Here is a 25,563-nt window from a genome sequence, read left to right on the forward strand (position 1 = left end):
GTGGAGGTGCTAAGTCCTAAGACTTAGCACTGTCTCCTTTTGCAAATATACTAGCGACGTAATTAAGAGCGTCAGTTGCTGAAATTTCACAGTAACCATAGTTCTTAATTAGACGAGACTTGATAACATCAATCTTCTCTTGTGTTTCTTTATCAACAACATTAGAGATGATTGTTGTAAGTTTAATCGCATCTTTTTGATCTTCAAAAAGCTTAAGCTCAAGTGCACGGTGTAGTCTTTCATTCATTTTATAATCGAATTGTTTACCTTCGATTGCAAGAGCACCGATGTAGTTCATGATCTCACGTCTGAAGTCATCCTTGCGAGATTCAGCAATGTCGATCTTCTCTTCAATGCTTCTCATGAAACGCTCATCCGCTTCTTCAAGTTTACCTGTGTACTTGTTGCGAACCTTCTCTTTTTGAGTGTAGGCCTTAACGTTATCAATATAATTTGCACATAGAGTCTCAATTGCAGTTTCATCAAGAGAGATAGCTTTTTGAACATCATTTTTAACAATGTCTGTATACTCTTGGCGAACGATTGCTAGCATCTCACGATACTTATCTACTGCCTCTGGATTATTTGCCATAGAATTTTTAAGTCCAGACTCAAGTTCGTTGAAAACCATAAATGGGTTTAGTGAACCAGTGTGTCCATACTTAACAAGAGCGTTAGAAATTTTATCTTGGATATAACGAGGAGAAATACCTTCTAAACCTTCTCTTACCGCTTCTTTACGAAGCTCTTTTACGTTGTCTTCATTATACCCAGTAAGAGTCTTACCGTTATAAAGCTTAAGTTTTTGAACAAGAGTAAGGTCTGCTTTCTTTGGCTCTTCCATTCTTGTTAAAACTGCCCACATTGCTGCCATATCTAAAGTATGTGGAGCGATGTGAACATGAGGGATTTTTTCAGCATTAAAATCACGCTGATAAATTCTCACTTCATTATCAAGACGAGTAATATAAGGAATATCAATTTTTACAGTACGGTCACGTAGAGCTTCCATAAATTCGTTATTTTGAAGCTTTCTAAATTCAGGCTCATTTGTGTGACCAAGAATGACAAGGTCAATATCTGTTTGAGCAAATTTCTTTGGCTTAATTGACTGTTCCTGAGACGCTCCTAGTAGGTCATAAAGGAAAGCAACATCAAGCTTTAACATTTCGATGAATTCGATAATACCACGGTTAGCGATATTGAATTCCCCATCGAAGTTAAAGGCGCGAGGATCTGAATCAGATCCGTATTGAGCGATCTTTCTATAGTTGATATCACCTGTTAGTTCAGTTGAATCTTGGTTTTTCTCATCTTTAGGTTGGAAAGTACCAATACCTAGACGATCCTTTTCAGAAAGAATAAGTCTCTTAACACGGATGTGATTTTCCATAACTTTCATGAAGTCACCGTCATATTTAATCATGTACTCATTTAAGATATAACGGTCAGCAGGACAAACTTCTCCGCGAATTTTAATTTTTTGTTCTTTATTACCCTTATTCATTGCTTCAATGAATTCTTTTCTTACTTCATGTGGAATTAGCTTTAATGGGTCTTCATGCATTGGAGATGGAAAAACTTTTTGACCACCAAGAATGTCTGATTCTTCTTCGTCATACCATTCGAAAGTATAAAGAGCTCCCTCATCTGTTCTTGAGTAGTGTTCAAGACCTTTTTTAAGATTTCTTGCAATTGATGATTTAGCAGAACCTACTGGACCGTGAAGTAGTAATACCCTTTTTTCAGTTCCGTAACCAAGAGCAGCGGCCTTGAAAAAGTTTACTAATTTCATTAAGTGTACATCAATCCCAAAAACGGCATCTTTACCATTTCCAATTGGATCATCAAAGAAGTGATATCTAGTAATTTCTTTTTTATATTCTAGGTATGTGCTCGTTCCAAAAGTCATGATCATATCAAAAATTCTTTGGAATGAATTGCGTGCGATTCGAGGATCTTCAGATACAAGATCTACATATTCTTGAAAACTTCCTGTCCAGTGTAAGTGAGCAAAGTCTTCAACTTTGTAGTTCTCACTCATAAAGTCTTTCATATTCATTTTAGTCATATTTTCTCCATCCATGATTTGCATTCTCTGCAAGCTAAATTCCTAAATATATTATAACGTGAAAAACTAAGTAAGATCAAAGGTAAGTATAAAAAAAATATGTAGTGACTTTTTGACACCGTAAAACAATCAAGTAATCACTAAATTTACTAGGCAAATTCTTGGCAAAATTGAAGTCAAACAAAAGCATTTGACTAAAATCTGTATCCATTTGAAAATATAAGAATTACAGATTAAGAATTGTTGAGGGATTACAAGGGTGAACATGGAAATTATTTGTGCCGGCGTATCAGATATTGGCCGCAAGAGAGAAACCAATCAGGACTCTATTTACGTTGGAAATTCAAGTAAACTCTATATTGTAGCAGATGGCATGGGTGGACACTCTGGAGGTGAACTCGCTTCTACAATGGCAATTAAATATATTGCAGAGAAAGTTAAAGAACTAAAAGCTGCCAGCACTGATATCTCAGAAGTACTTAAAGATTCTGTTCACTTTGCAAATGAAAAAATCAAAAACTATGCGGATGAAGAACCATCGCTAAAAGGAATGGGAACAACTGTTGTTGGAATTCTTTTTGGAAAAGATAAAGCAAGTATTGCAAATGTTGGAGACTCTCGTGCTTATGTCATTACTCAAGGTCAAATTTTTCAACTAACAAAAGATCATTCAGTTATTCAAGAAAAAATAAATTTTGGAATTTATACCCGCGATCAAGCAGCAAATGATCCGAATAAGAATTACTTGTCACGAACGGTTGGTTTTGAATCAGGAATTGAAGTCGACCTTTACGATTACAAACCTAGTAAAGGTGATATTTTTCTACTCTGCTCTGACGGACTTCATGGAAAGCTAAGCGATGAAGATATTCTTTTCATCATTAATGACATGATCAAAAAGAACGACGAACTAAGTCATCAGCTCATTCACGACTGTGCACAGACACTTGTTAGACAGGCCAACGAACACGGTGGTCAGGACAATATATCTGTAATCTTAGCTGTAGTTAACTAATCTTAACTTTCACTACTTGAGAAAAATATTTCGTCTCAATGTGTCATAGATTAATGTCTTGCAAACTGTTATCAAGAAACCTACAATAAACATCAGAAATTATTGAAAATTCAAGGAAGTAATTTTGAGTCGTTTTTACACAATTATGGTAATTCCTGAAAAAGAAAAAGGAGTTAAGTCATTTCGCATACCGCGCGTGATCTTCAACTCTGTATTATTCTTCATAGTTATCATTGTAGCAGTTATTGGAATTCTCACTTTTGACTATATAAAGATCCTTAAGCAGGTATATGAAAATCGTCACTTGAGTATTGAAAACCGTCAGCTTAAAGAGCAAATCCAGCTCTTTAATATGAAGCTCAATACTTTAACCGATGATATTGAACGTATTCAAAAAATCGAAAGTAAATTAAGAGTCATCTCTGGTTTTAAAGATTTTGATCTGACAAAGCCTGTAATGCAGAACTCTGATGAACAAGAGGCCCAAGAAGGTGATCACGGCCATAATCATTCGGCACCATCAAATCCATCTCGTAACCCACAATCTGTTCTCATTCCGCAAAGAGACCAGGAGTTAATGGACAAAGTTAAGTCGGAACTAAAGGAACTCAAAACAGTTGAGGAATTTAGTGACATCAATGATCTGTATGAAAGAAAGATCGCTACTAATTTTGGTCTAACTTCTGGTTATAGCTTCACAAAGGAATGGAGTAGCTTAATTAAACAAAGTTTTAAGTTAGCTGAAAACTTCGCGTTTTTTGATTATCGATATTCAATTCTACGCAAGATTTCAGGTGACTTAGAGATTCGTGTTAATGAGCTCGATCAATTCTTACTTGATCGCGAATCTTTTTTAAGATCAACGCCAACTCTACTTCCGGCCCGAGGCTGGATAACTTCGTACTACGGTCCACGTATGAGTCACTACTCAAAACGTGTAAAGATGCACGAAGGCCTAGACGTCGGTGCACCAATTGGAACAATCATCTTAGCGCCAGCGGATGGTATCGTTAAAGTATCAAAGAAAAATTACGGTTTTGGAAACCACGTTGAAATAGATCATGGATACGGTATAACTACAGTTTACGGACATAATTCAGAAAACATCGTTGTAAAAGGCCAAAAGGTCAAACGGGGGCAACCAATTGCAAAAGTTGGAAACTCCGGTTTATCGACAGGCCCCCACTTACACTACGAAATTCGTGTAAATGGAACGCCGGTGGACCCTCTCTATTATGTACTGGATTAATTAGGAGAAATTTAAATGTTTAATCCGCTTAAGTCTTTTTTTGGCACGAAACACGATCGTGACATCAAGAAAATCATGCCAATTGTTAATGAAATCAACTCACTTGAAGCACAGATGGAAAAGCTTAGTGATGAGGAACTAAAGGCCCAAACGACTAAGTTTAAGCAACGCCTAAGTGAAGGAGCAACTCTTGAACAACTTCTTCCTGAAGCATTTGCGACAGTAAGAGAAGCTGCAAAGCGTGTTCTTGGTATGCGTCCATACGATGTTCAGATCATTGGTGGTATTGTTCTTTTTAAAGGGATTATTGCGGAGATGAAAACAGGGGAAGGTAAGACTCTTACTGCGACTCTGCCTCTTTATCTAAAAGCTCTTGAAGGAAAAGGTGCTCACCTTGTAACAGTTAACGACTACCTTGCTAGCCGTGATGCTAAAGAGATGGGTGTTCTTTATAACTGGCTTGGATTAACTACTGGTTGCATCATTGCAGACATGGAAGATGAAGAGCGCCAAGCGGCTTACGCTTCAGACATTACATACGGAACAAATAACGAATTTGCTTTCGATTATCTAAGAGATAATATGAAATTCTCACTTGAAGAATATGTTCAAAGAGATTTTCACTACTGTATCGTGGATGAGGTTGACTCGATTCTAATCGATGAGGCCAGAACTCCCCTATTAATTTCAGGTCCAAGTGAAGGTGACTCAACACTTTATGGTGTTGCAAATAAAGTTATTCCACAGCTTACTGTCGAAAAACATTTCACGATTGATGAAAAATCAATGTCGGCTGTTTTCACAGAAGAAGGGATTTTGAAAGTTCAAGAGCTAATGAAAGTTGATAATCTTTACGATATCGAAAACTCAGCTCTGCTTCACCACTTAAATCAGGCCCTTCGTGCTCACCACTTATTTAAAAGAGATGCTAATTACATCATTAAAGATGGTGAAGTCATTATCGTTGATGAATTCACAGGGCGTCTTAAAACAGGTTCTCGTTGGTCAGATGGACTTCACCAAGCGATCGAGGCGAAAGAAGGCGTAGAGATTAAGCAAGAAAACCAAACTCTTGCATCAATCACTTTCCAAAACTACTTCAAAATGTACTCAAACCTAGCAGGTATGACAGGTACAGCAGATACGGAAGCGGAAGAATTTAAAAAGATCTATGATCTCGATGTAATTGTTATTCCTACAAATCTTCCAATTGCTCGTGTTGATGAAGCTGATGTTATCTATAAGAACAAGCAAGCAAAGTATAGAGCAATTATTAAGCTTCTAAGAGAATTAAATGAGAAAGGTCAACCGGTTCTAGTTGGGACAATTACAGTTGATTCTTCTAACCTACTTTCTCAAGAACTTGAAAAAGCTGGTATTCCACACAATGTACTAAATGCTAAGCAACACGGTAGAGAAGCGGCCATCATTGAAAATGCTGGTCAAAAAGGTGCCGTTACTATTGCAACAAATATGGCAGGTCGTGGTACCGACATTAAAATTAATGACGAAGTGAAGGCCCTTGGCGGTCTATATATCCTTTGTACAGAAAGACACGAGTCACGTCGAATTGACAACCAACTTCGTGGTCGTTCTGGACGTCAAGGAGACCCAGGACGTTCAAAATTCTTCCTATCGCTTGAAGATGATTTAATGAGAATTTTCGGAAGTGATCGTATCGCAAAGGTTATGAACACTCTTGGGATGGAAGAGGATGAGCCTATTGAGCACAAGATGATCACTAATGCGATTGCTAAAGCTCAAAAGAAAGTTGAAACTCATAACTTTGAAATCAGAAAGCACCTTCTTGATTTTGATAACGTTATGAATGAACAACGTCGTGTTATCTACCGTATCCGTCGTGACATCCTTTCAGATGAAGACAACCTTGGATTTGTAAAAGAGATGACAGAAGATGTTGCAGATAACTTATATGAAAATTATCGCCCGCAAAAGAAAGTTCCATTAGAAGACCTTCCTTGGGAAGATATGAAGTCTGGCTTTAGTGCAACTTTTAACACTGAATATGAAGTAAGCGCTGTAGAATGTTCAGAAAAATTTGAAGGAAATGTTAGTAAGTACTTTGAAGAAAGAGCTAAGGAAATCCTAGAAAGCAAATTAGCTGGATATGATGATAGACAAGTAACTCTAGCACTTAGAGAAATTCTACTATCAACTTTTGATCAACACTGGAAGGATCACTTAAGAAATATGGATCACCTTAAAGAAGGGATCAATCTTAAGGCCTACGCACAAAAAGACCCTCTTACAGAATATAAGAGAGAAGCATTTAACCTTTTTGAACAAATGCGTGTTGATGTAAAAGCAAGTGTTGTACGCAACATGTTTACTGTTCGTCTTTACACTCAAGAAGAAATTGAGGAACTAAGACGTGAGCAAGAAGAAGCACTACAAAGACAATTAGAACTTCTAAAAGCACAAAGAATTGCTGAAGAAGAAGGTCTAGATGAGCCTGTACAACAACAAGCTCCACGCTCTCGTGGCCAAGTTAAAGTTGGAAGAAACGATGCTTGTCCATGTGGTTCTGGAAAGAAATTTAAACACTGTCACGGATCATAATTAATATGTCAGATGGCGATAACAAAAACGATTTAACACGTATTGAAGACTTGTCAGAGTTTCTTCATCAAGGTGATGATGAACTCGACAAGCTTCTTGCTGATCTCGATGAGTCAGATGATGGCCAATCAAATGAACAGGAAGATGAACAAGAAGATGAGGCGGAAATCGAGTTAGCGCCATTTGAGTATTCTAATAATTCAAATGACTCCGAAAACGAGTTTGAGGATGAAGCCGAAAATTACGAAAACTTCTCAGAAGAAGAATCGTATGACGAAGCCGATTACGCGTTTGACGGGCCAGAGCTTGAAGATGAAGAAAGTGACCAAGAAAGTGATGAAGAGCAAAGCTTTGACAACTTTGACAACTTTGACAACTTTGACAATTTTGAAGAGTCTGACAACTTCGACGAGGTCGACGACTTTGAAGAGTCTGCTGACTTAGATAGTGTTGAAGAAGAGCAAAGTGACGATGAAGATTCAAGCTTTGAAAACTTCCCGACTTTTCAAGAAGATCAAGAAGAAGACCAAGAAGCAGATCAAGAAGAAGACCAAGAAGCAGACCAAGAAGCAGACCAAGAAGCTGAAATCGAGCTCTCACCTCTTGAAGAAGACCAACCCGAATACGAAGCTGAGAGTGAAGTTGAACAAGAAGAGTTTGTAGCACCGCAAATTGAGTCCTATGAACAAGTTGAAACACCTCTTACGGCGACTCCTGAAACAGTCGCACCTGAAATAAGGCCGGCCCAAGACTTTAGAGAAGTTAGAGATTTTGCGGCCAATTCAACATATGGAAAGGTAGCGATTGGAGGCAATCCTCCATTTTCAATTCTTATGCAAGGAATAGTTCCTGGTGAATACGACGAGAGTATTCTTGCTATATTGAATGAGCACGGACTCTTAGGTGACAATGAAGAACTTTATCGAAGAAGCTTAGAGAGTGGACAACTTCTCATCGCCCAAATTGGTGAGTTTAGTGCAATTTACTTAGCAGGAAAATTACGTCGCTTTTGTCGTGTGATAAAACTAGGTCTTGCTCATGAAATTCATGCTAGTCCAAACTATGACCATAGCGATCAAAGAGGATTAACAGGGCCACGCTCAATTAATCAGAATCAGGCGAAGCACTTTATAAGAAATGACAGGGATTTTACGCAAGAAGATGTCTTATTAAGCTCTTCTCACTTCGTCCCGGGATATTTGATAACACATAGCCTTGGACCAATGCAAATCAATGAAGTTATTGATGGCAATGAGTTTAATGATATTAAATCCATTAACCTAATTGAATATTTCAGCGAATTGTTTAGGGAAAGTGCGTTTAAAAAGGGTGCTAATGCAATTATCTCAATTCATTTTACAGTTAATCACCAACGCAGTGATTCGACATCAAATAATATCATTATCATGGCCCATGGGGACTATGTCGTTCTAGAAGAGAACAAAGCATAGCTAAATAGACAATTATGATTAGCAATTTAAGCGAAACAAAAGATTTTTATAGCACTATTATTATTGGTGGTGGCATCGTTGGAGCGGGAGTTTTTAGAGATTTAAGTCTCCACGATATTGATACTCTTCTTATCGATAAGAAGGACTTTGCCTCTCAAACAAGTTCAAAAAGCTCGAAGATGCTTCACGGAGGAATTCGTTATCTTGAAAACTTTGACTTCCCTCTCGTCTGGGAAGCACTACATGAGAAGAATCTTTGGTTAAAACTTGCACCGCACCTTTGCTTTGAAGAAAAATTTTATCTACCCATATACTCTGATTCGATTCGTCCAAAGTGGATGATTAGAATTGGATTATTCTTATATGATTTACTATCAAGCTTTCAAAATTCTCCTTATGAGATGAAAAACAAGATTGAAACGCTTGAAATAAATGCAGATCTTAAAGAAGAGGATCTTAAAGGAAGCGGTGTCTACCACGATGCTGTTGTACATGACGGACGCCTAACCATTGAAGTTTTAAGAGACGCTGCAATCAATCCACGCTGTCATGCTCTTAATCATATAGGACTTGAAGATTATGAATTTCTTAATGATGGTAGAATTCGTGTCATTTTGAAAGATGAGATCGAAGGTGTGACTAAGGAAGTTTTCTGCAATGACATCGTTTTTGCAACAGGGCCTTTTACCGATAAAGTTCTAGCAAAGTCTGCGCAAATACATTGGAATCCACAACTTCTACCATCACGTGGAAGTCATATTTGGATCTCAAAAGAGCGCCTTAAGATTAAAACAGCAATTCTACTAACACCAAATGATGGAAGAGTAATCTTTGTCATTCCACAAGCTGATCGTATACTTGTAGGAACGACAGAGTCTAAAGTAGAAGAAGAATACTTTGATTTAAAGCCGACTGCAGAAGAGATCACTTACTTATTAGCAAATTTAAACCAATATTTTCCAAAAGCTAAAATTCAAGAAGATGATATTCTCTCATCATTTGCAGGAATAAGACCTCTTGTTAAAGATGACTCGACAGCAACTCTTGGAAAAACAGCACGCGTACACAAATACTTTCAACCACTAAAGAATTGCCATGTTCTAGTTGGCGGCAAGTACACAACATTTAGAACGATGGCCCAAGATGTTGCAAGATCGATAGTACACAAACATAAGAAGGCCTATATTCAAGATAAGACCCTCGCTGAATTTCGCTTCAAAATGCGCTACAACCCATTTAAGCAAAAAGGTTTTACTCCTGAGCAAGAAGCGCAAGTGAGAAAGTATGAATTTATTCGTTGTGAAGAAGACTTTAACAGACGCCTCTAATTTCCTAGCTGCGTCTGTTAGAGAAGTAATTAGAAACGTAAATAAGCACCTGCGATTGCTCTAAATCCACTTAAAGAAATTGTATTCTCAACTGTTGAACCGCCGGTTTCGATGCTAAAAGTTGATGAGCTACTGAAGTAGTCACCTTTTGCATAAAAACCAAATCCTGAATCTAGTGTATACTTAATCCCACCACCAACATTCATATAAGTACCTGAACCTGATAGACTCTCAGTTGTCGATGATCCAGCATTTTGTGGAATTTCGTTAAGTGAAGTCATCGATAAACCAAATCCTACTTCTACGTATGGGATAAAACGATTCGTCGCAAGAGGGTTGAAAATGTGGAAGTTAACTGCTCCACCAAAGTCAATTGAAGAAGACGTTGAATCTGAAATTCCATTGCTTCCTGAATAGTAACCAACACTGGCCTTTAAAGAAAACTTTTGTAAAAAACTTTGCGACTTAGGAAAGAACAACTCGAACTCTCCAGCAAAGCCCAGTGTACTTAACTCAGCATCAGAGCTAACTCCAACGTTATCATAAGTACCACTTAGCATATTAAAGCCGGCCGATACATTTAGGGCCATATTTTTATCTAGAATCTTACTTGGTGTCGGCTTTGACATCGTTTGATTACTAGAAAAAGAAGTTGTTTTAATTGCATCAAGCTCACTTTCTTCATCAAAGCTTTCTGACATTGATTTAGAAGGTTGTGAATAGGCACTTCTTTGCTCAGGAGCTTGACGATTAATATCAACAGGCTCGCCCATTTGTCTTCCTGCAGGAAAAGTTGCTTGTAGAGATTTAGAGCGATCACTTGTCAATTTAACAGGTGATGAAATTTTTAAATTTGCAACCTTATCTCTTTGAATTTCACTAGGCTTAACAATGCGGTAAATACTCCAAACAGAGCGAGATGGTGTTGCTTTAATACAGACGGCCCTTGCAAAGACACCAGTTGTGATAAAGAACTTAGCGTGATCTCCAATGACTAATCCATCTTCTAATCCTCGATTCATTAGAATCGTCTTCTTTGAAGATGATGTTTGAAGAATTCTGAAAGTTAACTTCTCATCAATATCGAGAGCAAGAACACTCGAACTCAACAGAGTAATGAGTGAAATAGAGAGAATTTTTAATAAACGTCCTGTCATATCATTTCCTTAAAAAAATATACTTAAACTAGCTATAAATTTTAAATTATTAATTGTTTGATTAAGTTCAAAGTTAGAAGCATCTGTCGCATTAACCTCACTAATCGGGCTTAAACTAAGAAGCTCATAATTTAATTTGGCACCTATTCCATAGCCAAACATATTACCCTTTTCATAATCTCTAAAAGTTGAAATACGAGTTTTAATACCTAGTGAAATTGAAGGTAAGGCCACTAATTCATAGTCATAGCTATAATTAGTGAGTCTTGGCGAAGTTGTCTCACCTGTACCACGCTTTATCCCTAGGCCAACATAAGCAAGCAGTTTATTTCGAACATAAGGTGCATTGTAAAAATAGTAATTCACGTGGGCGCCAAAATTCATATAAGTCATGCGGCCATTGATCCCACCTAAATCAACATTTAGATTCGAAAGATCAAGCCCAAAGTCAACACTCCATTTTTTTAATGAATCATGTGCTCTAATAAGATGAAACTCATATGAAGCAGCAAGGCCATATCCAAGATTCTGATGATTGCTATCAGAGTCTGTATAATTTGGCATAAGGTTAGAGATAAAACTTAATTGCACTTCATTACCACTTTCAATTGAAAGTACATTTTCACGCCTAAATTTTTCGCGAGCAATTCCAGAAGATTTTAAGTAGCGACTAAGTTGTTCACTATCCATATCGGCAGACCACAGAGGGCCTTCTTTGTCTAAGACGGCCTTAGCTGACTTCGTCACTCGATTCTTTGCTCTTTCTCGTGCAAGACTTTCTTCCATAGCATTTGGAATTGATAAATTTGAATTTGCACCGGTTAGATCTGGCTTTCCACTATAAAGCATTTCCTTATATCCATCTTGTGCAGCAGAAATTTTAATTAATTGATCTTTATTTTGTGCTCCCATTTGAGCATCAAATTCTTGTGCAGATAATTTTGAAGTATCAACAGGCTCTAGCTGGGAGTCCACATACTTATAGCGAAGTCTGCCATCCTTTACGATAATTTCATCACCGTTTCTTAGTTGCGTCTCTTTTGTCACTTTATAGATCGTCGAGTCATCAATATCCTGAGCATAATTCTTATCACTTGGCGTTTCTTTATCTTGAATTAAGTCCGTAGGAACCTGTCCATCAATTGCATGCTGATTATTAAATTCAGTTTTTTTCGACTCATATGCCTTAATTTCATAAACAGGCTTTTTCTTATAGCGGCCACTTGCAGTTTGAGAGCGAATTTGTAGAGCAAGTGTCGCATCAGGCGCGAAGTTTGCACGATTTATCTTATCTCCAGAAATATCCTTGAAGTACCAGTAAGATTCGCGATCAGACACTTTTAAGAGTTCAATGCTACCTAGATAAAGATACTTAGGCTTTTGGTAGTCACCAATGCGCATTGACACATCGGCCACGTCACCAGTTTTAAGTCCGGTAAGCTTACCGACAGAAAGCTTTAAGGTGCGTCCAGATTGAGAAAGGGCCACAACTTTTGCCTGCATCATGGCATAAGTATTTGCCATCAATAAATTTAGCAAAAGTATCATTACGAATTGTTTATATTTATCCATATATTTAATTATAACGAATGGAAGTATTTGAAACAATATGGTAAGGTATGTATATTTTTACAAAATTATGCCACGGTGCACCATGAGTGAACGGAGGAAGATATGGCCAAAAGAAAGAAGAATATTCAAATTTTTCGATACGAATGCCAAATGACTGGCGAAGTTTACAAAACAACAAAGAAAGCAGCTAATCCAGATGACCTAGTTAGCGTAAATGCATATTACGATATGCATCCAGAAGAAGATGATCGCCCTGAGGAAATTAAGAAAGAATTAGGAATTGAGTAAAATTTAATAAAACGGAGTTTTTAAATGGCACACCACAAAGTCATTATTATCGGATCAGGTCCTGCTGGTTACACAGCGGCCCTATATGCATCTCGTGCAAACCTTGGACCTCTAGTTATTGAAGGACATGAGCCAGGGGGACAATTAACGACAACAACTGACGTTGATAACTTTCCAGGATTCCCAGAGGGAATTATGGGGCCAGAGCTTATGGCCAATATGAAGAAACAAACTCAGAGATTTGGTACTGAATACCTGAGTGGTTTCGTCACTGATATTGATACAACAAAGAGACCATTTACTTTAACAGTTGATGGTGACAAAACTTATACTGCTGATGCAGTAATCTTAGCAACAGGTGCCTCAGCGAAATACCTAGGCCTTCCAAATGAGAAAGAACTTATTGGTAAAGGCGTAAGTGCTTGTGCAACTTGTGACGGATTCTTCTACCGCGACCGTGTCGTTCACGTTGTTGGTGGTGGAGATACTGCAATGGAAGAAGCAACTTTCCTTACAAAGTTTGCTTCGAAAGTTTATGTTGTTCACAGAAGAGATGAGCTACGTGCATCTAAGCCAATGCAAGAGCGCGCTTTCAATAACGAAAAGATTGAATTCGTATGGGATAGTGCTGTAACAGAAATCATTGCCGATGCAACTGGTGTTACTTCAATCAAAGTTGAAAACTTAAAAACTGGTGAAGTATCTGAAAGAAAAACTGATGGCCTATTTATGGGTATCGGACATAAGCCAAATACTGATTTCCTAAAAGGAAAAATTGAACTTGATGATCATGGGTTTATCGTGACTCAAGGAAAGCACCCTGATACAAGCGTTCCAGGTGTTTTTGCTTGTGGTGACGTTCAGGACTCTTACTATCGTCAAGCAATCTCTGCTGCGGGTTCTGGTTGTCAGGCGGCGATCAGAGCAGAAAGATTCATCGAAGAAAACGAATAATCTTAAAAATAAATTGTGGCCTAGTCTATTAACTAGGCCACATTATCTGAAATATACAACTCTACCCTTTCAACTGTTTCATTAAAAAGTCGCTTTACAACCTTACTACCATTTTTAAGTCGCTCAACCATATCTTCATATTCAATTAGCGATCCCTTCGCAACAGACTTTAGGCCAACAGCGCCTTCTTTTAATTGTTTTGCCACGAAAAAATATAGATAAAGATCTGCACACTCTTTTTCGTTTAAATCATGCTCATCAAAAGCATTAATTTTTAAGTCATTGGCCTCAATTGAGATTTGAGGTTGAAAATCTTTTTCAAATAATGGAGTGATCTCACTCGTACGAATAGTAAGATTTCCGCTACCTTTATTAAAGATCATAAGTCGTGCAATACAGGCCTTAAGCTCTGAAATATTTCCTGGCCAATCATAATCAAGCAGCATTTTTTGAACACGATGAGAAAGTCGCTTCTTTGCAGTATGATTCTTTAAACTATATTGCGATATGAAGTAATTTGCGAAGAAGAGAATATCTTCCTTTCTTTCAACTAATGAAATTGTTTTAAAACTTGGTATGGCCAACTCTGGAATATAGTCAGTACCTGTAAACATAGTTCGATAAGACTCTCTCTTATCAACTGTATTAATAATATAATTGGCAACACTTGTTGATAGCTTATCAAGGCCCTTAAATATAACGTGGCCATTAATAACGCGATCCCTGATCTTGTCCACGATATCATCAATATCTTTTTTGGTCATTTTGGCATAGCAATTAACAATTTCAATATGCGTGTTAGCGGTACTTGATTGCCTTGCAATTCTTTCACATAGAAAATACTTTCCACTTCCTTCACCACCATAAATATAGACAGGGCCTCTCTCATTTGGAGCACTATATTGCTCAAGAAAAGATTGGGCACCCTTTGCAAAAACACTAATCCCCATAGATGTGTTGAAGGCAACATCCGCCTCATAGTCATCGCTGTGATATTCTTCATATTCCTCAATTTCATCACTCTTATAAAAGTAAAGAAGTCCAATTACTCGGGCCAAAAACATAGCCTGTTTAAGGTCATTATCCGTAAATAGCTCATTCTTTTCTTTATTCGAGAAATTTAAAATACCAAAGATATTTTCATTGTGATCAAAGATCGGACACATCATATATGTTGAAATAGTCGTATTATTAACGACTTCATACATATTAAAAAATTCATCACTAGAAAGAGATTGAGAAAATTTTGATTTGATTCCACGAGGATGATTATAAAGCTCTTCTAGAATACCAACGATTGGATATTCAATTTCTTTCAATTGATTTGTCTGAAAATCAAATTCACTGAATGTATGCTCATCGTGTCCCACAATAAATGCTCGTGCATCGCGGGCCTTTACTATTCTTTGAACTTCTATGATAAATAATTTTATTAATTCGACTTTGTTACGATAATTTTTAAAAATATGAAACAAATCAAGGATCATAGAAACAGAAACATTATCATCAATATCCTTATCAAAGTTATTATCAGAATCATAATTTCCAGCAACAGCTTCATTTAAGACCATGTCATACATGAGATTTCTTAAGCGTCTTTTACCCATTGATGAAACGAGCTCAGTCATAAGATTCATAATATTTTCGACTTCATAATCAATAAACTCAAGGCCAAGGTAGTTATCGCCAATATTGTTAAAATTTGGCCTATAACGTCTAAGCTTTACTGTTTGAAAAAGACGAATTTTTTTGAAACGAATTTCGATTTTGAAAATTTGACTATCAACATACTCTCCTATGAGAACACCAATACCAGTTGTTGAAATATTATCGACAATGACATTAAAAGAATTTGAAGTAGAGTCTCCAATCATTTCATAGAGAATACACTCAATATTATCTGACTCTTTTAGTTTGATACGATAGTTTCTTAGCTTCTTCATATGAATAGTTATCGACTAGTAAAATTACTAACTTTAACTACAAGACATATAAAAATTCTAAAGAAATCGTCGATAAGGGAGTATCTCCAATCGAGCTAAAAATTGAGGAATAATTGAAGTTTAATATTCAAAATTACAAATTTTTCAAATCATATCGTTTTCCAATACATGAAGACGACAAAGTTAGTGCAGAAGTTAGCACAATTGAGCGTGAAAACATAAAGCATAACAGTGTTAGAATCGACTCAATCAACTTATCTGGATTAAATTTCATCTGCTCTCAAAAATACACATTGGGAGAGAAAGTAAAAATCAAAATTCAAACGAAAAGACTATTTAATAACTGGGACTTCGAGCTAACAGGTATAATTATTCGATCTTTCATTTACTGTGAGGATGTAACAAAGACAATCTATGGTATCTCTATTGAACCAAATTCTCAGACAACAGTATTAAAGTACTTCTTAAAAGACTTTTTATCACATTACAGAACCGCAAAACTCAAAGATAAGCTCTTTCAAATCTGCCAAAACAAAATTAAGATCAACCGAGATGACGGTGTTGAACTATTTTCACTTTTTCAAAGTTTGATTCAAAAGACTTATAGTGGAAAAATCATTGATATTTTAAATGAACTTCCTAGCATCTTTCGTTGTGAGAATTATCACATCTTTCTTTTTGATGCAAAAACTGGTGAATTTGAAATAGAGCGAACAAATAGTGACGTGACTCCAAGGGATCACAGCTTTAATAGTATTTTAAAAGAAGCCTATTTCAACAAAGTCATTATCAACAAGAGCTTTCATGAAAAGAAGGCAACGGGTGTTGACCTTGAAATAAAAAACATTCTTATGTCTCCTATCGTGAATCATAATGGAGAAAGCATTGGTATCATTTGCATGTCAAATAGTGTCTCTGGCGGAAAGTTTAATTTCACTATGATTGAGAATATAAAGATCATCGCAAGTCTTATCTCTTATTTCTATGAAGGTAAGAAGCATACAATAAGTAGTGAAAAAGTAGAAAATAAACTTCCTGATCACTTCATATTCAGCGATAAATCACAAACTGGACAGTCGATTATCAACACATTAAACACCATAAAAAACACAAGAGAGAATCTCTATATTCACGGTGAAGTTGGACTGGGAAAAAGCGCCTATGCTCGATATATTTGCGGAGACAATAAAGAAAATATTATCGATTTTAATGATGAAGAAGTGGCCAACCATAAGAAGTTAGAGCAAATAAGTGATCTTACAAACAAGGGAATCAAAGACCTCATTGTTAAAAATATTGAGATGCTAGGCTATGAGGATCAAGCGACTTTCTATAATATTATTAGATCCCTAAAGATTAGAATTGTTACCATTGCCACTAATGATCTTAAGGCGCTTGAAAAGAATGATATTATCCTTACTGATCTTTATAATCTAATAACAACAGTTAAACTCAATGTACCGCCGCTACGACTTCGTCGAGCTGAAATTGTTGAAATAGCCAAGCACTATATCAAATACGAATGTAGCAAAAGAGCAATACCGATAAAAAAACTATCTCAAGAATCGATAAATGAATTAGAGGCCGCAAACTGGGACTTTAACAACAGTACACTTCATTCTTTAATTGTAAAGGCCATCCTAAAAACCGAGTCAAACGAGCAAGTAATTCATCTTATGCTTAAAACAAGGGATTCCAAAAGAATCGTCAATAGCGACAAAAACACTCAACTACAAGAGTACATCCTTAACACCTTAAATTCATGTGATAAGTCCATCTCTTATAAGAATACTGAAAGTATTTTTGTAGAAAATTTAATGAGAAAAAAAGCTTCTTAGATTTGACAGACCCAGGCCAAAATTGAAATAATTTTATTAACAGATCACGGATCGATCTGAGAGTTTACATTTAGTAACTAAAAATTGCATCGGATAGCAATTTTAAAAAGACCAGGGAAGGTATCAATGAGTAATTTCTTTAAGTACAATACACTCAATATTTCACTATCTAGACAAACTCGCACTTGTAACGTTGTTGTTGCTAACAATGAGCAGTTTTTCAATACTTCAACGTACTTAAATGAACTCGAACACTTCTTTGATTGGTTAACTAATAAAATTGAAATTCATTCGGTAGTTTTTAAATTTGCTAGTGATGATATTGAATTATTCAAGAAAGAAGAATTAAGATTCTTCGATGAAGTAAACCTTGGTAATACCCTACAGCAACTCGCAAGGTTAAGTTGGGGACAACTATTATTACCACAGACGATCCTTTGGTCATTTCAAAAATCAGCTTGCCCATTTAGTCTTGAATTAGCTATGGGTGGTGATATTCGCTACTGTGCTCCTTCTTTTAGTGTGACATTTAACCAACTTGATAAGGGAATCACACCAATGGCCGGTATGAATACCCTTACTAATGAAAAAGCAAATAGTGCAAAGCTTATGCAATACCTACTATCTTCTCAAAGCGTAGGTGCCGATGCTCTTATAAGCGCAGGCCTCATCGGTAAAATCCTTTACAGCGAAAATGAACTTGAAGATATTGTAACTCGTATTTCTAAACAGTCTCCTACTGCAAGAATTCAAACAAAGAGATCATTTAACAACGCTCTTATTAAAGCAATGGAAGATGACCTTTTAGAGGAAATTACTTTTGCTAACTCAACGTTGGCCACAGGTGACTTTAAAAACTACGCAAATGGGAAGGACTTCATTAATCCACGCGACTTTGCCCGTGTTTTAAAGCAAACTCCTACTGTTGCAGAGGCCATCTAGCCTAAGAACGGCCCACCTCCTCTTCAAATAGGTGGGCCAAATAACTGATTTCACGTGAATTTCTCTCTAAAATATAGCTCACCATAAAATATTTACACAAAACCACGTAATACACTTTTTTCGTGTTATAACTTCCTCGAACAAGAAAACAAAAATATTGAATGAGGAGAGAATATGAAAAAGTTAATGATTGCACTTTCACTACTTACAGCAGCGAGCTCTTTTGCAAACTGTAAGCAGATTTCGAAATACGTTAAAATTTATGAATGTAGAGATGTAATTGCCAAGCATGTACTTAAAAAAGGTAAATGTTGGTACAACGATAATATGTATATCGAATCATATAATGCCTTTGCAGGTGTAGCTTTTGTGGAGGAAGTATATTTAAAAGATGAGAATCATAATCTGCTTACTGAAAGAAGAACTGTTCTTAGCACGACAAGTGGAACAAGTGCCGGAGTGCAGGCCATGGACTCATACTGGGATTGTCGTAAGGCCATGAATAATCTTGAAACTTACACTCTAGTAGAAGTTAAAGATCTTTATGGAATTGAACAGTAACAAATCAAATTAAAAAATAAAAAAGTAAACGGAGAAAATTATGAAGAATATTATTTTACTACTATCTATACTAGCAACTACAAATATCCTTGCAAGCACATGGTGTGAAAAAGGTAAGCATGATGAGAACTACAAGTGTCGTGTTTCTATAAATGAATATGCATTATCTGTAGGACAATGTTCTCCCTTTCCATGGCCAAATGGAGATGTTGAATATAGTGCAAAAGCAATGGCCGTCGAAGTATTTCAAGAGTTTGAAGTAAATGACAAGAATGAAGTAGTTTCAGATATTAGATATAACTATATTACAAAACAATCAGTATTCTCTGGAGTCTATGCAATGAGAACGATGAAAATTTGTAATGAAAAAAGAAAAGCGACTCCTACTCACAAACTCGCTGATATTAGAAAAATGTATGGATTAAAATAATTAAAAACTAGGCCCATTTTAAGTGGGCCTTTATTATACTGGTCTTAATTCAAAATTAGCTAGCTGTGTAGGAAGCTTAGAGATATCTCGGGCCAAGCCTAGAAGGAATCCTCCCCCTCCGGCGCCACAAAGCTTTAAATAAAAATCATCTGACTCAAGCCCCTCGCTCCAAAGATCACGATAGAGAGCAGGAATCATCGGATTAAAATGTTCAAACTGAAAAGATGACAGCTCTTTAAACTTCTTCCAAAGTTGTTCGCGATCATCAGCAATATAGTACTTAATGCACTCATCTGAAATAGGTGTTAAAACACGATCACAAAGATAGGCAAAATCCTTAGATGAACACTTTTCCATAAAAAGATTTACCAATGGCTCAGTTCTTCTTGCACGGCCAGTATTTAAAAGGAAAAGCCCTGGCCCTTTGGAATCATTTTTAAGAACAACTTCAGTTAGTTGCTTCTTACTATCAATTAATAGTGGAACATTTAGATAGCTTATAAGCGGATCAACTCCAGATGAAGAGCCATGAAAATGCGACTCCATTTCTTTAAAACAATCTTTTAAGAATGCGATATCATTTCTTTGTTCATCACATATACGAGCATAGCGATCGAAAACGGCTGCACAAAGAGCACCAGAGCTCCCAACACCATAACCTTGAGGGATAGTCGACTTAAATCTAATACCGCTAGAAATATCAAAAGAAAAAGATTGATGATCAAAGTTAAAGCTTAGCTTCCCTTTCTCATTTTGTTTTTTTAAGTATTGAGAAAATGCAGAAAGCTCAGAATCAATTCCAGTATTTTGATCTTCTGGAAAATTTAATTTCCCATCAAAAAGAGCATATGGCATTGCTAATGCTTTTGAAGAACGAATAATTGAATACTCACCAAAAAGAAGAATTTTAGCACTGAAGCTTCCGATATTTTCCATTATGATTCTCGATTTAGAAACTCAACCTCAACACCATTACCCATGTGATCATGGATAACAATCTCATTATGACACAGCTTAGTTACTTCTTCTTCGATGAATTGACGTACCTTCGCTTCATCTTCTTTCAAATAAAGAATGTGAACATTTGGACCAGCATCAAGAGTGAAACATATCTTTGCGCCTGATTGTGCTCTGAAGTTTCTAATCTTTGCAATAATGGCCAAAGTATTCGGTTCCATAAGAATAAATGATGGTTTTGAATTCATCATCAGGCCATGTAGTTCTAGCGCCTCGGCCTCAACAATTTCAGCAAAAGAATTAAAATCACCACTACTTAAAGCAAAGCAAAGTGAATTAAAGTTATTACATGCATTTAAAAAACGCGTCTTTGCAAATGGATGAGTATTCATAAGAGCGTGACCAGCTGTTGAACTAACGGCCTTTTCACTTGCACTTACAATAGCAATAGAATCACAGATACCTTCAAAAGACTTATCAAAGCTATCAAGCCCAATTGCATAGTCTTGAGAACTACCTTGAACAGATTTTCCCCAAATCGACATTTTTGGAAAAAGCGAGCGAGAAGCACTCCCTGATCCTAATCTGGCCATAAATGAAGCTTTCTTTAGGTAGTACTCTTCGTCGTGATCTTCTTCAGTAACAAGCTTCTCGATTTCACATAGTGCACTTGCAAAGTTAGACATTGAAGCAGCGGAAGAAGCAATCCCTGAAGAATGAGGAAATGAGTTCATTGAATCCATTTCAATATTGCACTCATTAATGAATGGGAAGAATTCGATGGCGCGATTAAAGAATTTCTCAACACGTGCCTGAAACTTTTCATTCTTAAGAGATTCAAATTTAAAATCTAATTCAAATTTATTAGATTTAGTAATCTTATAAGTTGTTAAAGTGTGAGCATTATCAAGTGTCACACTCAGTGAAGGATTAGAAGGCAGTTGCTCCCCATATTTCCCCCAGTACTTGATTAATGCAATATTTGAAGGGCTCTTTACTGTGAAAGAGCGGCCTTCATTTAATTTTTCTATATTATAATTCGTTAACTTGAAATTAGTGGACATTATTAGCTTCAACTTTTGGATCATTATCGACAATTAAATCACGGTAAGGAATGATAACCTTTAGGCCTTTTTCCTCAAAGTAATTTGAAACGTACTTTCTATTATTCATTGTTGAAGCAAGAATGAAATCTCCACCCCATGCACCAAGTGATTTGATTTCTCCATCAAAGTCACTAAACGCCTCTTGCTTAATAGGTTTAAGCTTTAACTGCTTTCCAATGATTTCTTCGTGAGCACGAATTAAGAAATTAAACTCTTCTTGTGTCTTTGCCGCAGCAATCTGATTTGAAAGTTCACTAATTGTATTAATTACTTCCGGTGAATGCGGACGTAATTGATTATAATATTCAATAGCGTCACGAGAATTTTTCTTATGACCTAGATAAATAAAGTATAAATTATTTTTAAATGATGGATTAAATTCTACAGGTGACCACTTTGGCCCATCACCACTTTTTTGATAGATAATTGGATCATCACTTTGCGCACAAGCAATGTCATAACCTGATCCACCTAAAGTATTAAATGCTAACTCAAATGGTGAAACCATAGCCCAATCAGCGATATTATGAATTAATGTCGATGAAGACCCAAGTCCCCATTCTAGAGGGAATCCAAGTTGTGTTACAACATGAACATCAACACCATCTCTTAGAAAGTGCTTATTCTGTCTTCTGGCCTGTCTAAGCATTTGCTGTAGAACCATCATCTCTTTCGTTGGGTTTTCATTTAAGATATTGAAGTGCCAAAACTCAAAGATAACTTCAAACCATAATTTTCCGGCCGGATCATATGACTTCCAATATAACTTTGGGTCAAAAGAAGCCGAATATTGTACGCGAAGAGATTGTCCAACAGTTGTTGGTAGACCAAGTGCTTGAGCACCATCTAAAACAAAATACTCTCCAGATAGAAGTAGTTTTCCATGTCCAAAATATAATTGGCCATTCTTTGGAAGTTCAAGAAATTGCTCTCCTTCCAAATACTTTAAAATTGTGTTGCTTGTGTGTGTTGTGTTCATAATTTAGTTTCTTAAACTCTCTAGTTGTTCTCTTACTGCACTAAACGAAACAACCTTGTCCGCAAAGTATTCAGCAATCTTTTCTTTCTCTTCATTATTAGCTTCAAGCTGTCCCAATATATTCATTAGGTGCATTTTCATGTGTCCTTTTTGAATACCACTTGTCACTAAACTCTTTAGAGCTGCAAAGTTTTGAGCAAGTCCTACACTTGCTGTAATCATCATTAGCTCATTTGCACTTGGACGCTCTAATATATCAAGAGACATCTTCGCTAGAGGATGTAGCTTTGTTAATCCACCAACAGTTCCCAATGCTAATGGAATTTCAATTTCAAATAAGAACTTATCCCCTTCAACCTTACAATTAGTTAATGAGCGATACTGTCCATCTCTTGCAGCATATGTGTGCCCACAGGCTTCAACTGCTCTAAAATCATTTCCTGTCGCAATAACAACTCCGTCAATACCATTGAAGATACCTTTGTTATGAGTTGTTGCACGATGCGGATCGATATGAGCGATGCGAACTGCACGTGAAAATTTTTGTACAAAAGTCTTTGCATCCATTCCAAGACTCTTTTCATTTAAGTCTTCAATTGGACACTCTACCCATGCACGGGCCTTACAATTAGGCGTATAGTTAGAAAGGATACACATAATAACTTGTACATGCTCTCCTAGCTTTTCTTCTAAATATTTACCAACAGCTTCTAAAACAGAATTAATGAAGTTTGCCCCCATTGCATCACAAGTTTCAAATGCCATTTTGATTTGGTAGTAATTCTCTTCTTTATCAGTTAGATCAACTAATTCAATCGAGCGAATTCCACCACCTCTCTTATCCATATTAATTGTTAATGGAGTCAGAGAGTTTAAAATATCGATTTTTCCGTTTTCAAAGAACTCTTTAAGTTGCGCCTTCTCACCTTCGTAAACAAAGTGCACTTGTCCTATCTTTTCACTTCCAATAATTTCGGCCTTGAAACCACCACGAGAACTCCAAAATTTTGCAGCTTTTGAAAGAGCAGCAACAACAGAGCTTTCCTCAATAACCATTGGAACGTTATAAACTTTTTGATTTAATACAAAATTTGGAACCACACCATATGGTAGGTAGAAATTTGAGATGGTATTCTCAGAGAATTCATCAAAAGTATTTTGTAATTTTTGATCCTGATGCCAGAAAGAGAGAATTTGTTCCTTTGAACCTGTCTCGAGATTTTTGGAGATAAAATCAACTTTCTGCTCTTTTGTTAGTTTTGAAAAACCTTGAATCAATTTCAATTTTCACTCCTTACACTAAGGTATGAATTAGCAAATGCTAGACCTGCTTTAATTTGTGTAACTTGACGACTTACACTTTCATAGTCAACCATGGCCGTCTTTAAAAATTCACTGGCCATACCAAAAATGGCATTTCCTTTTGAGAGTTTACAAAGGTAGAAACCATCAAGATATGACTTAATTCCACCTGAGATAATAAAGTTCTTACACCTTACTTGCTCTCCTAATTGATCGATAATCTGATTGCTCATTTTTACCATTTCTAGGGCAGTATGGCCAACATGACACAGAGGTTCATGAATAGATAAGTCATTGGAATTTCTAATATATTCAAGTTTAGAAAAATTTGTTCCACCAAAGGCAGCAAATTCTATTGCGGCCAGATCCATTTGCATAAGGGCGGCCAAAGATTTTGGTCCCATTCCCTGTCCAACTTCTTTAACAATGATAGGAAAATCAAACTCTTCTAAACATATTTTTATAATTTCTAACGGCGAGCGCTTGATGATATCGCCTTCCGGCTGGAACCATTCTTGTGCAGGATTAACGTGAATAATTAAACCATTTGCACCAAGAGATGAGACCACATCACTTGCTTTATTAAGTGCACCTTCATCAATCAACTCTTCTAGTTGTGCCACACCAAGATTTGCATAGAAAGGAGAATTTCCACAGTGTTTTGCAATATCAAAATCACTGAAGAACTGACTACGACTGTCTTTTGAAAGAAGCTTTCGACAAGAGCCAAGTCCGATACCAATTCCAAACTCTCCACAAGCACGTGCTAAATTTTCATTAATTTTTGCAGCGATGCCCGTTCCTCCAGTCATAGAAGAAACCCAAATAGGTAGATCTAACTTATGACCTGCAAAGTCTAGACTAAGATCGGGCACTTCTCTATTTCCACTAAAAAGAGGTTCATAGTAAAAGCGCTTATCAGCTAAGATGTGAGCTGTCTGTGCAGCATCTGTTAATTTGATATGCTCAAGCTTACGATCGCTTGTTGCCTGAGCGTCTAAATTGTCTTTTTTCATGTACATACCTAATGATTTAGGCAATTTAGCAGATTTTATTCGAAGCAACAACATTCCATTTATGCTTTGGAAAAATCTATCTGATTTGCTTGGCCTCTAAACAATTACTTTATGATAAGAATGAACTCTTTCTTTAAACCAGAAACTTCTTTGAGTAATTTCGACAACTTACCATATTTTAATTCTTCTTCCTCACCGTTAAGTTCCATCCCAACAAAGCCAAGACGCTCACCAAATACTTCAACAGACTCTTCAAGAAGTCTTGTTAAGCGATAGGGAGTATCCATTAGTATCTTAGGCATATCGACTTTTGCTAATTTCTTTAGAAATTCTTTGCGCTCCTCTGGTCTTCGAGGAGGGAAACCAGCAAAGGTGAAATTTGCACAATCAATACCAGATAGCGCTACAGCTAGTGAAATAGAATTACTATGAGGCGTACAAGTGACACGAATACCAAGTTCATGACACCTTTTAACTAGTTTTTGACCTGGATCACAAAAGGCCGGAAGGCCTCCATCGCTCATTAAATAAGCGTCTTTACCGCTTTGGATCTTTGAGATGAGATCGTTTTCTATCTCAACTTGAGTGTGCTCATTGAAGAGAATAAAGTCTTCAATAATCTCTCGCTCAAGTCCAAATCTTATCCAACGTCTACGACAAGGCTTTAAGTCCTCGATTAGAAAAAGACTTTGCTCACGCTTTTCAATAGCAGACTTTAATAAATTTAAAGCTGTAGTCTCAAGCGGGTTTTGCTCATCAATAGGAGTTGCAATTAAATATAGAGTTCCGTATTTACTTTGTTTGGCCATATCATTTATATATGA

21 protein-coding genes are annotated in these 25,563 nt (G+C 36.5%); 11 read left to right on the top strand and 10 right to left on the bottom strand.

Going from position 1 to position 25,563, the window contains the following annotated elements; all coding sequences use genetic code 11:
• Window positions 1–16: 16 nt before the first annotated feature.
• Complete coding sequence (locus tag ACMAYS_RS02000; RefSeq protein ID WP_103217572.1) at window positions 17–2,071, bottom strand: PrkA family serine protein kinase; 2,055 nt, start codon at window positions 2,069–2,071, stop codon at window positions 17–19.
• 265 nt (window positions 2,072–2,336) lie between these two features.
• Between ACMAYS_RS02000 and ACMAYS_RS02005 the strand changes: the two genes are divergently transcribed.
• The 5 genes from ACMAYS_RS02005 (at window position 2,337) to ACMAYS_RS02025 (ending at window position 9,694) form a co-directional block, all read left to right on the top strand.
• Complete coding sequence (locus ACMAYS_RS02005) at window positions 2,337–3,086, top strand: Stp1/IreP family PP2C-type Ser/Thr phosphatase (protein WP_412462644.1); 750 nt, start codon at window positions 2,337–2,339, stop codon at window positions 3,084–3,086.
• 124 nt (window positions 3,087–3,210) lie between these two features.
• Window positions 3,211–4,335 (top strand): M23 family metallopeptidase, encoded by a 1,125-nt coding sequence (locus ACMAYS_RS02010; protein ID WP_146037805.1) that lies wholly within the window; start codon window positions 3,211–3,213, stop codon window positions 4,333–4,335.
• Window positions 4,336–4,350: 15 nt separating this feature from the next.
• Window positions 4,351–6,915 carry a preprotein translocase subunit SecA gene (gene secA, locus ACMAYS_RS02015; RefSeq protein WP_103217315.1) on the top strand — a complete coding sequence of 855 codons (2,565 nt, stop codon included), beginning with the start codon at window positions 4,351–4,353 and terminating at the stop codon, window positions 6,913–6,915.
• Window positions 6,916–6,920: 5 nt separating this feature from the next.
• On the top strand, window positions 6,921–8,366 hold the full coding sequence (locus tag ACMAYS_RS02020; protein ID WP_412462645.1) for a hypothetical protein: 1,446 nt from the start codon (window positions 6,921–6,923) through the stop codon (window positions 8,364–8,366).
• A gap of 14 nt (window positions 8,367–8,380) precedes the next feature.
• A complete protein-coding gene (locus tag ACMAYS_RS02025; protein ID WP_412462646.1) occupies window positions 8,381–9,694 on the top strand; it encodes a glycerol-3-phosphate dehydrogenase/oxidase in 1,314 nt (437 codons plus the stop codon).
• A 29-nt stretch (window positions 9,695–9,723) separates the two neighbouring features.
• On the opposite strand, the gene ACMAYS_RS02030 is transcribed toward ACMAYS_RS02025, so the two are convergent.
• Both ACMAYS_RS02030 and ACMAYS_RS02035 read right to left on the bottom strand, forming a co-directional pair.
• A complete protein-coding gene (locus tag ACMAYS_RS02030) occupies window positions 9,724–10,851 on the bottom strand; it encodes a hypothetical protein (RefSeq protein ID WP_103217318.1) in 1,128 nt (375 codons plus the stop codon).
• Between the two features lie 9 nt (window positions 10,852–10,860).
• Entirely contained in the window at window positions 10,861–12,375 is a 1,515-nt protein-coding gene (locus tag ACMAYS_RS02035) for a hypothetical protein (protein ID WP_392991833.1), read from the bottom strand.
• A gap of 150 nt (window positions 12,376–12,525) precedes the next feature.
• Here ACMAYS_RS02035 and ACMAYS_RS02040 point away from each other — a divergent pair, with 150 nt between their 5' ends.
• On the top strand, window positions 12,526–12,711 hold the full coding sequence (locus ACMAYS_RS02040; RefSeq protein WP_103217320.1) for a hypothetical protein: 186 nt from the start codon (window positions 12,526–12,528) through the stop codon (window positions 12,709–12,711).
• 24 nt (window positions 12,712–12,735) lie between these two features.
• The gene (trxB, locus tag ACMAYS_RS02045) at window positions 12,736–13,665 is read left to right on the top strand and encodes a thioredoxin-disulfide reductase (protein ID WP_103217321.1); all 930 of its coding nucleotides are present in this window, start codon (window positions 12,736–12,738) and stop codon (window positions 13,663–13,665) included.
• A 32-nt stretch (window positions 13,666–13,697) separates the two neighbouring features.
• Here the strand turns inward: trxB and ACMAYS_RS02050 are convergent, their stop codons facing one another.
• Entirely contained in the window at window positions 13,698–15,608 is a 1,911-nt protein-coding gene (locus ACMAYS_RS02050; protein WP_103217322.1) for a hypothetical protein, read from the bottom strand.
• A gap of 113 nt (window positions 15,609–15,721) precedes the next feature.
• Here ACMAYS_RS02050 and ACMAYS_RS02055 point away from each other — a divergent pair, with 113 nt between their 5' ends.
• From ACMAYS_RS02055 to ACMAYS_RS02070, 4 genes are all read left to right on the top strand, one after another.
• The gene (locus tag ACMAYS_RS02055; protein WP_103217323.1) at window positions 15,722–17,446 is read left to right on the top strand and encodes a hypothetical protein; all 1,725 of its coding nucleotides are present in this window, start codon (window positions 15,722–15,724) and stop codon (window positions 17,444–17,446) included.
• 126 nt (window positions 17,447–17,572) lie between these two features.
• Window positions 17,573–18,388, top strand: coding sequence for an enoyl-CoA hydratase/isomerase family protein (locus ACMAYS_RS02060; RefSeq protein ID WP_103217324.1), 816 nt, complete (start codon window positions 17,573–17,575; stop codon window positions 18,386–18,388).
• A gap of 174 nt (window positions 18,389–18,562) precedes the next feature.
• On the top strand, window positions 18,563–18,949 hold the full coding sequence (locus tag ACMAYS_RS02065; RefSeq protein ID WP_412462647.1) for a hypothetical protein: 387 nt from the start codon (window positions 18,563–18,565) through the stop codon (window positions 18,947–18,949).
• 40 nt (window positions 18,950–18,989) lie between these two features.
• Window positions 18,990–19,379, top strand: a complete 390-nt coding sequence (locus ACMAYS_RS02070; protein ID WP_103217326.1) for a hypothetical protein — start codon at window positions 18,990–18,992, stop codon at window positions 19,377–19,379.
• A 33-nt stretch (window positions 19,380–19,412) separates the two neighbouring features.
• Here ACMAYS_RS02070 and ACMAYS_RS02075 read toward each other — a convergent pair whose 3' ends face one another.
• From ACMAYS_RS02075 to ACMAYS_RS02100, 6 genes are all read right to left on the bottom strand, one after another.
• Entirely contained in the window at window positions 19,413–20,315 is a 903-nt protein-coding gene (locus ACMAYS_RS02075) for a mevalonate kinase (RefSeq protein WP_233189699.1), read from the bottom strand.
• The gene (gene mvaD, locus ACMAYS_RS02080) at window positions 20,315–21,400 is read right to left on the bottom strand and encodes a diphosphomevalonate decarboxylase (protein WP_158246823.1); all 1,086 of its coding nucleotides are present in this window, start codon (window positions 21,398–21,400) and stop codon (window positions 20,315–20,317) included. The genes ACMAYS_RS02075 and mvaD overlap by 1 nt, the downstream gene beginning before the upstream one ends.
• Window positions 21,390–22,421 carry a GYDIA family GHMP kinase gene (locus ACMAYS_RS02085; protein ID WP_103217328.1) on the bottom strand — a complete coding sequence of 344 codons (1,032 nt, stop codon included), beginning with the start codon at window positions 22,419–22,421 and terminating at the stop codon, window positions 21,390–21,392. Before ACMAYS_RS02085 ends, mvaD begins: the two co-directional genes overlap by 11 nt.
• 3 nt (window positions 22,422–22,424) lie before the next feature.
• The gene (locus ACMAYS_RS02090) at window positions 22,425–23,705 is read right to left on the bottom strand and encodes a hydroxymethylglutaryl-CoA reductase, degradative (protein ID WP_103217329.1); all 1,281 of its coding nucleotides are present in this window, start codon (window positions 23,703–23,705) and stop codon (window positions 22,425–22,427) included.
• A complete protein-coding gene (locus tag ACMAYS_RS02095) occupies window positions 23,702–24,739 on the bottom strand; it encodes an isopentenyl-diphosphate delta-isomerase (RefSeq protein ID WP_392991827.1) in 1,038 nt (345 codons plus the stop codon). Before ACMAYS_RS02095 ends, ACMAYS_RS02090 begins: the two co-directional genes overlap by 4 nt.
• Window positions 24,740–24,843: 104 nt before the next feature.
• The gene (locus ACMAYS_RS02100) at window positions 24,844–25,548 is read right to left on the bottom strand and encodes an SAM-dependent methyltransferase (RefSeq protein ID WP_392991825.1); all 705 of its coding nucleotides are present in this window, start codon (window positions 25,546–25,548) and stop codon (window positions 24,844–24,846) included.
• Window positions 25,549–25,563 lie beyond the last annotated feature (15 nt).

Origin of the sequence: Halobacteriovorax sp. RT-2-6 (genome assembly GCF_047085025.1) — a bacterium.
Classification (GTDB): Bacteria; Bdellovibrionota; Bacteriovoracia; order Bacteriovoracales; family Bacteriovoracaceae; genus Halobacteriovorax_A.

Excerpts from the sequence above, each read along its gene's own strand:
- ACMAYS_RS02000 (WP_103217572.1), bottom strand. The coding sequence starts at position 2,071 with ATGACTAAAATGAATATGAAAGACTTTATGAGTGAGAACTACAAAGTT.
- ACMAYS_RS02005 (WP_412462644.1), top strand. The coding sequence starts at position 2,337 with ATGGAAATTATTTGTGCCGGCGTATCAGATATTGGCCGCAAGAGAGAA.
- secA (WP_103217315.1), top strand. The coding sequence starts at position 4,351 with ATGTTTAATCCGCTTAAGTCTTTTTTTGGCACGAAACACGATCGTGAC.
- ACMAYS_RS02020 (WP_412462645.1), top strand. The coding sequence starts at position 6,921 with ATGTCAGATGGCGATAACAAAAACGATTTAACACGTATTGAAGACTTG.
- ACMAYS_RS02025 (WP_412462646.1), top strand. The coding sequence starts at position 8,381 with ATGATTAGCAATTTAAGCGAAACAAAAGATTTTTATAGCACTATTATT.
- ACMAYS_RS02030 (WP_103217318.1), bottom strand. The coding sequence starts at position 10,851 with ATGACAGGACGTTTATTAAAAATTCTCTCTATTTCACTCATTACTCTG.
- ACMAYS_RS02035 (WP_392991833.1), bottom strand. The coding sequence starts at position 12,375 with ATGGCAAATACTTATGCCATGATGCAGGCAAAAGTTGTGGCCCTTTCT.
- ACMAYS_RS02040 (WP_103217320.1), top strand. The coding sequence starts at position 12,526 with ATGGCCAAAAGAAAGAAGAATATTCAAATTTTTCGATACGAATGCCAA.
- trxB (WP_103217321.1), top strand. The coding sequence starts at position 12,736 with ATGGCACACCACAAAGTCATTATTATCGGATCAGGTCCTGCTGGTTAC.
- ACMAYS_RS02050 (WP_103217322.1), bottom strand. The coding sequence starts at position 15,608 with ATGAAGAAGCTAAGAAACTATCGTATCAAACTAAAAGAGTCAGATAAT.
- ACMAYS_RS02060 (WP_103217324.1), top strand. The coding sequence starts at position 17,573 with ATGAGTAATTTCTTTAAGTACAATACACTCAATATTTCACTATCTAGA.
- ACMAYS_RS02065 (WP_412462647.1), top strand. The coding sequence starts at position 18,563 with ATGAAAAAGTTAATGATTGCACTTTCACTACTTACAGCAGCGAGCTCT.
- ACMAYS_RS02070 (WP_103217326.1), top strand. The coding sequence starts at position 18,990 with ATGAAGAATATTATTTTACTACTATCTATACTAGCAACTACAAATATC.
- ACMAYS_RS02075 (WP_233189699.1), bottom strand. The coding sequence starts at position 20,315 with ATGGAAAATATCGGAAGCTTCAGTGCTAAAATTCTTCTTTTTGGTGAG.
- mvaD (WP_158246823.1), bottom strand. The coding sequence starts at position 21,400 with ATGTCCACTAATTTCAAGTTAACGAATTATAATATAGAAAAATTAAAT.
- ACMAYS_RS02085 (WP_103217328.1), bottom strand. The coding sequence starts at position 22,421 with ATGAACACAACACACACAAGCAACACAATTTTAAAGTATTTGGAAGGA.
- ACMAYS_RS02095 (WP_392991827.1), bottom strand. The coding sequence starts at position 24,739 with ATGAAAAAAGACAATTTAGACGCTCAGGCAACAAGCGATCGTAAGCTT.
- ACMAYS_RS02100 (WP_392991825.1), bottom strand. The coding sequence starts at position 25,548 with ATGGCCAAACAAAGTAAATACGGAACTCTATATTTAATTGCAACTCCT.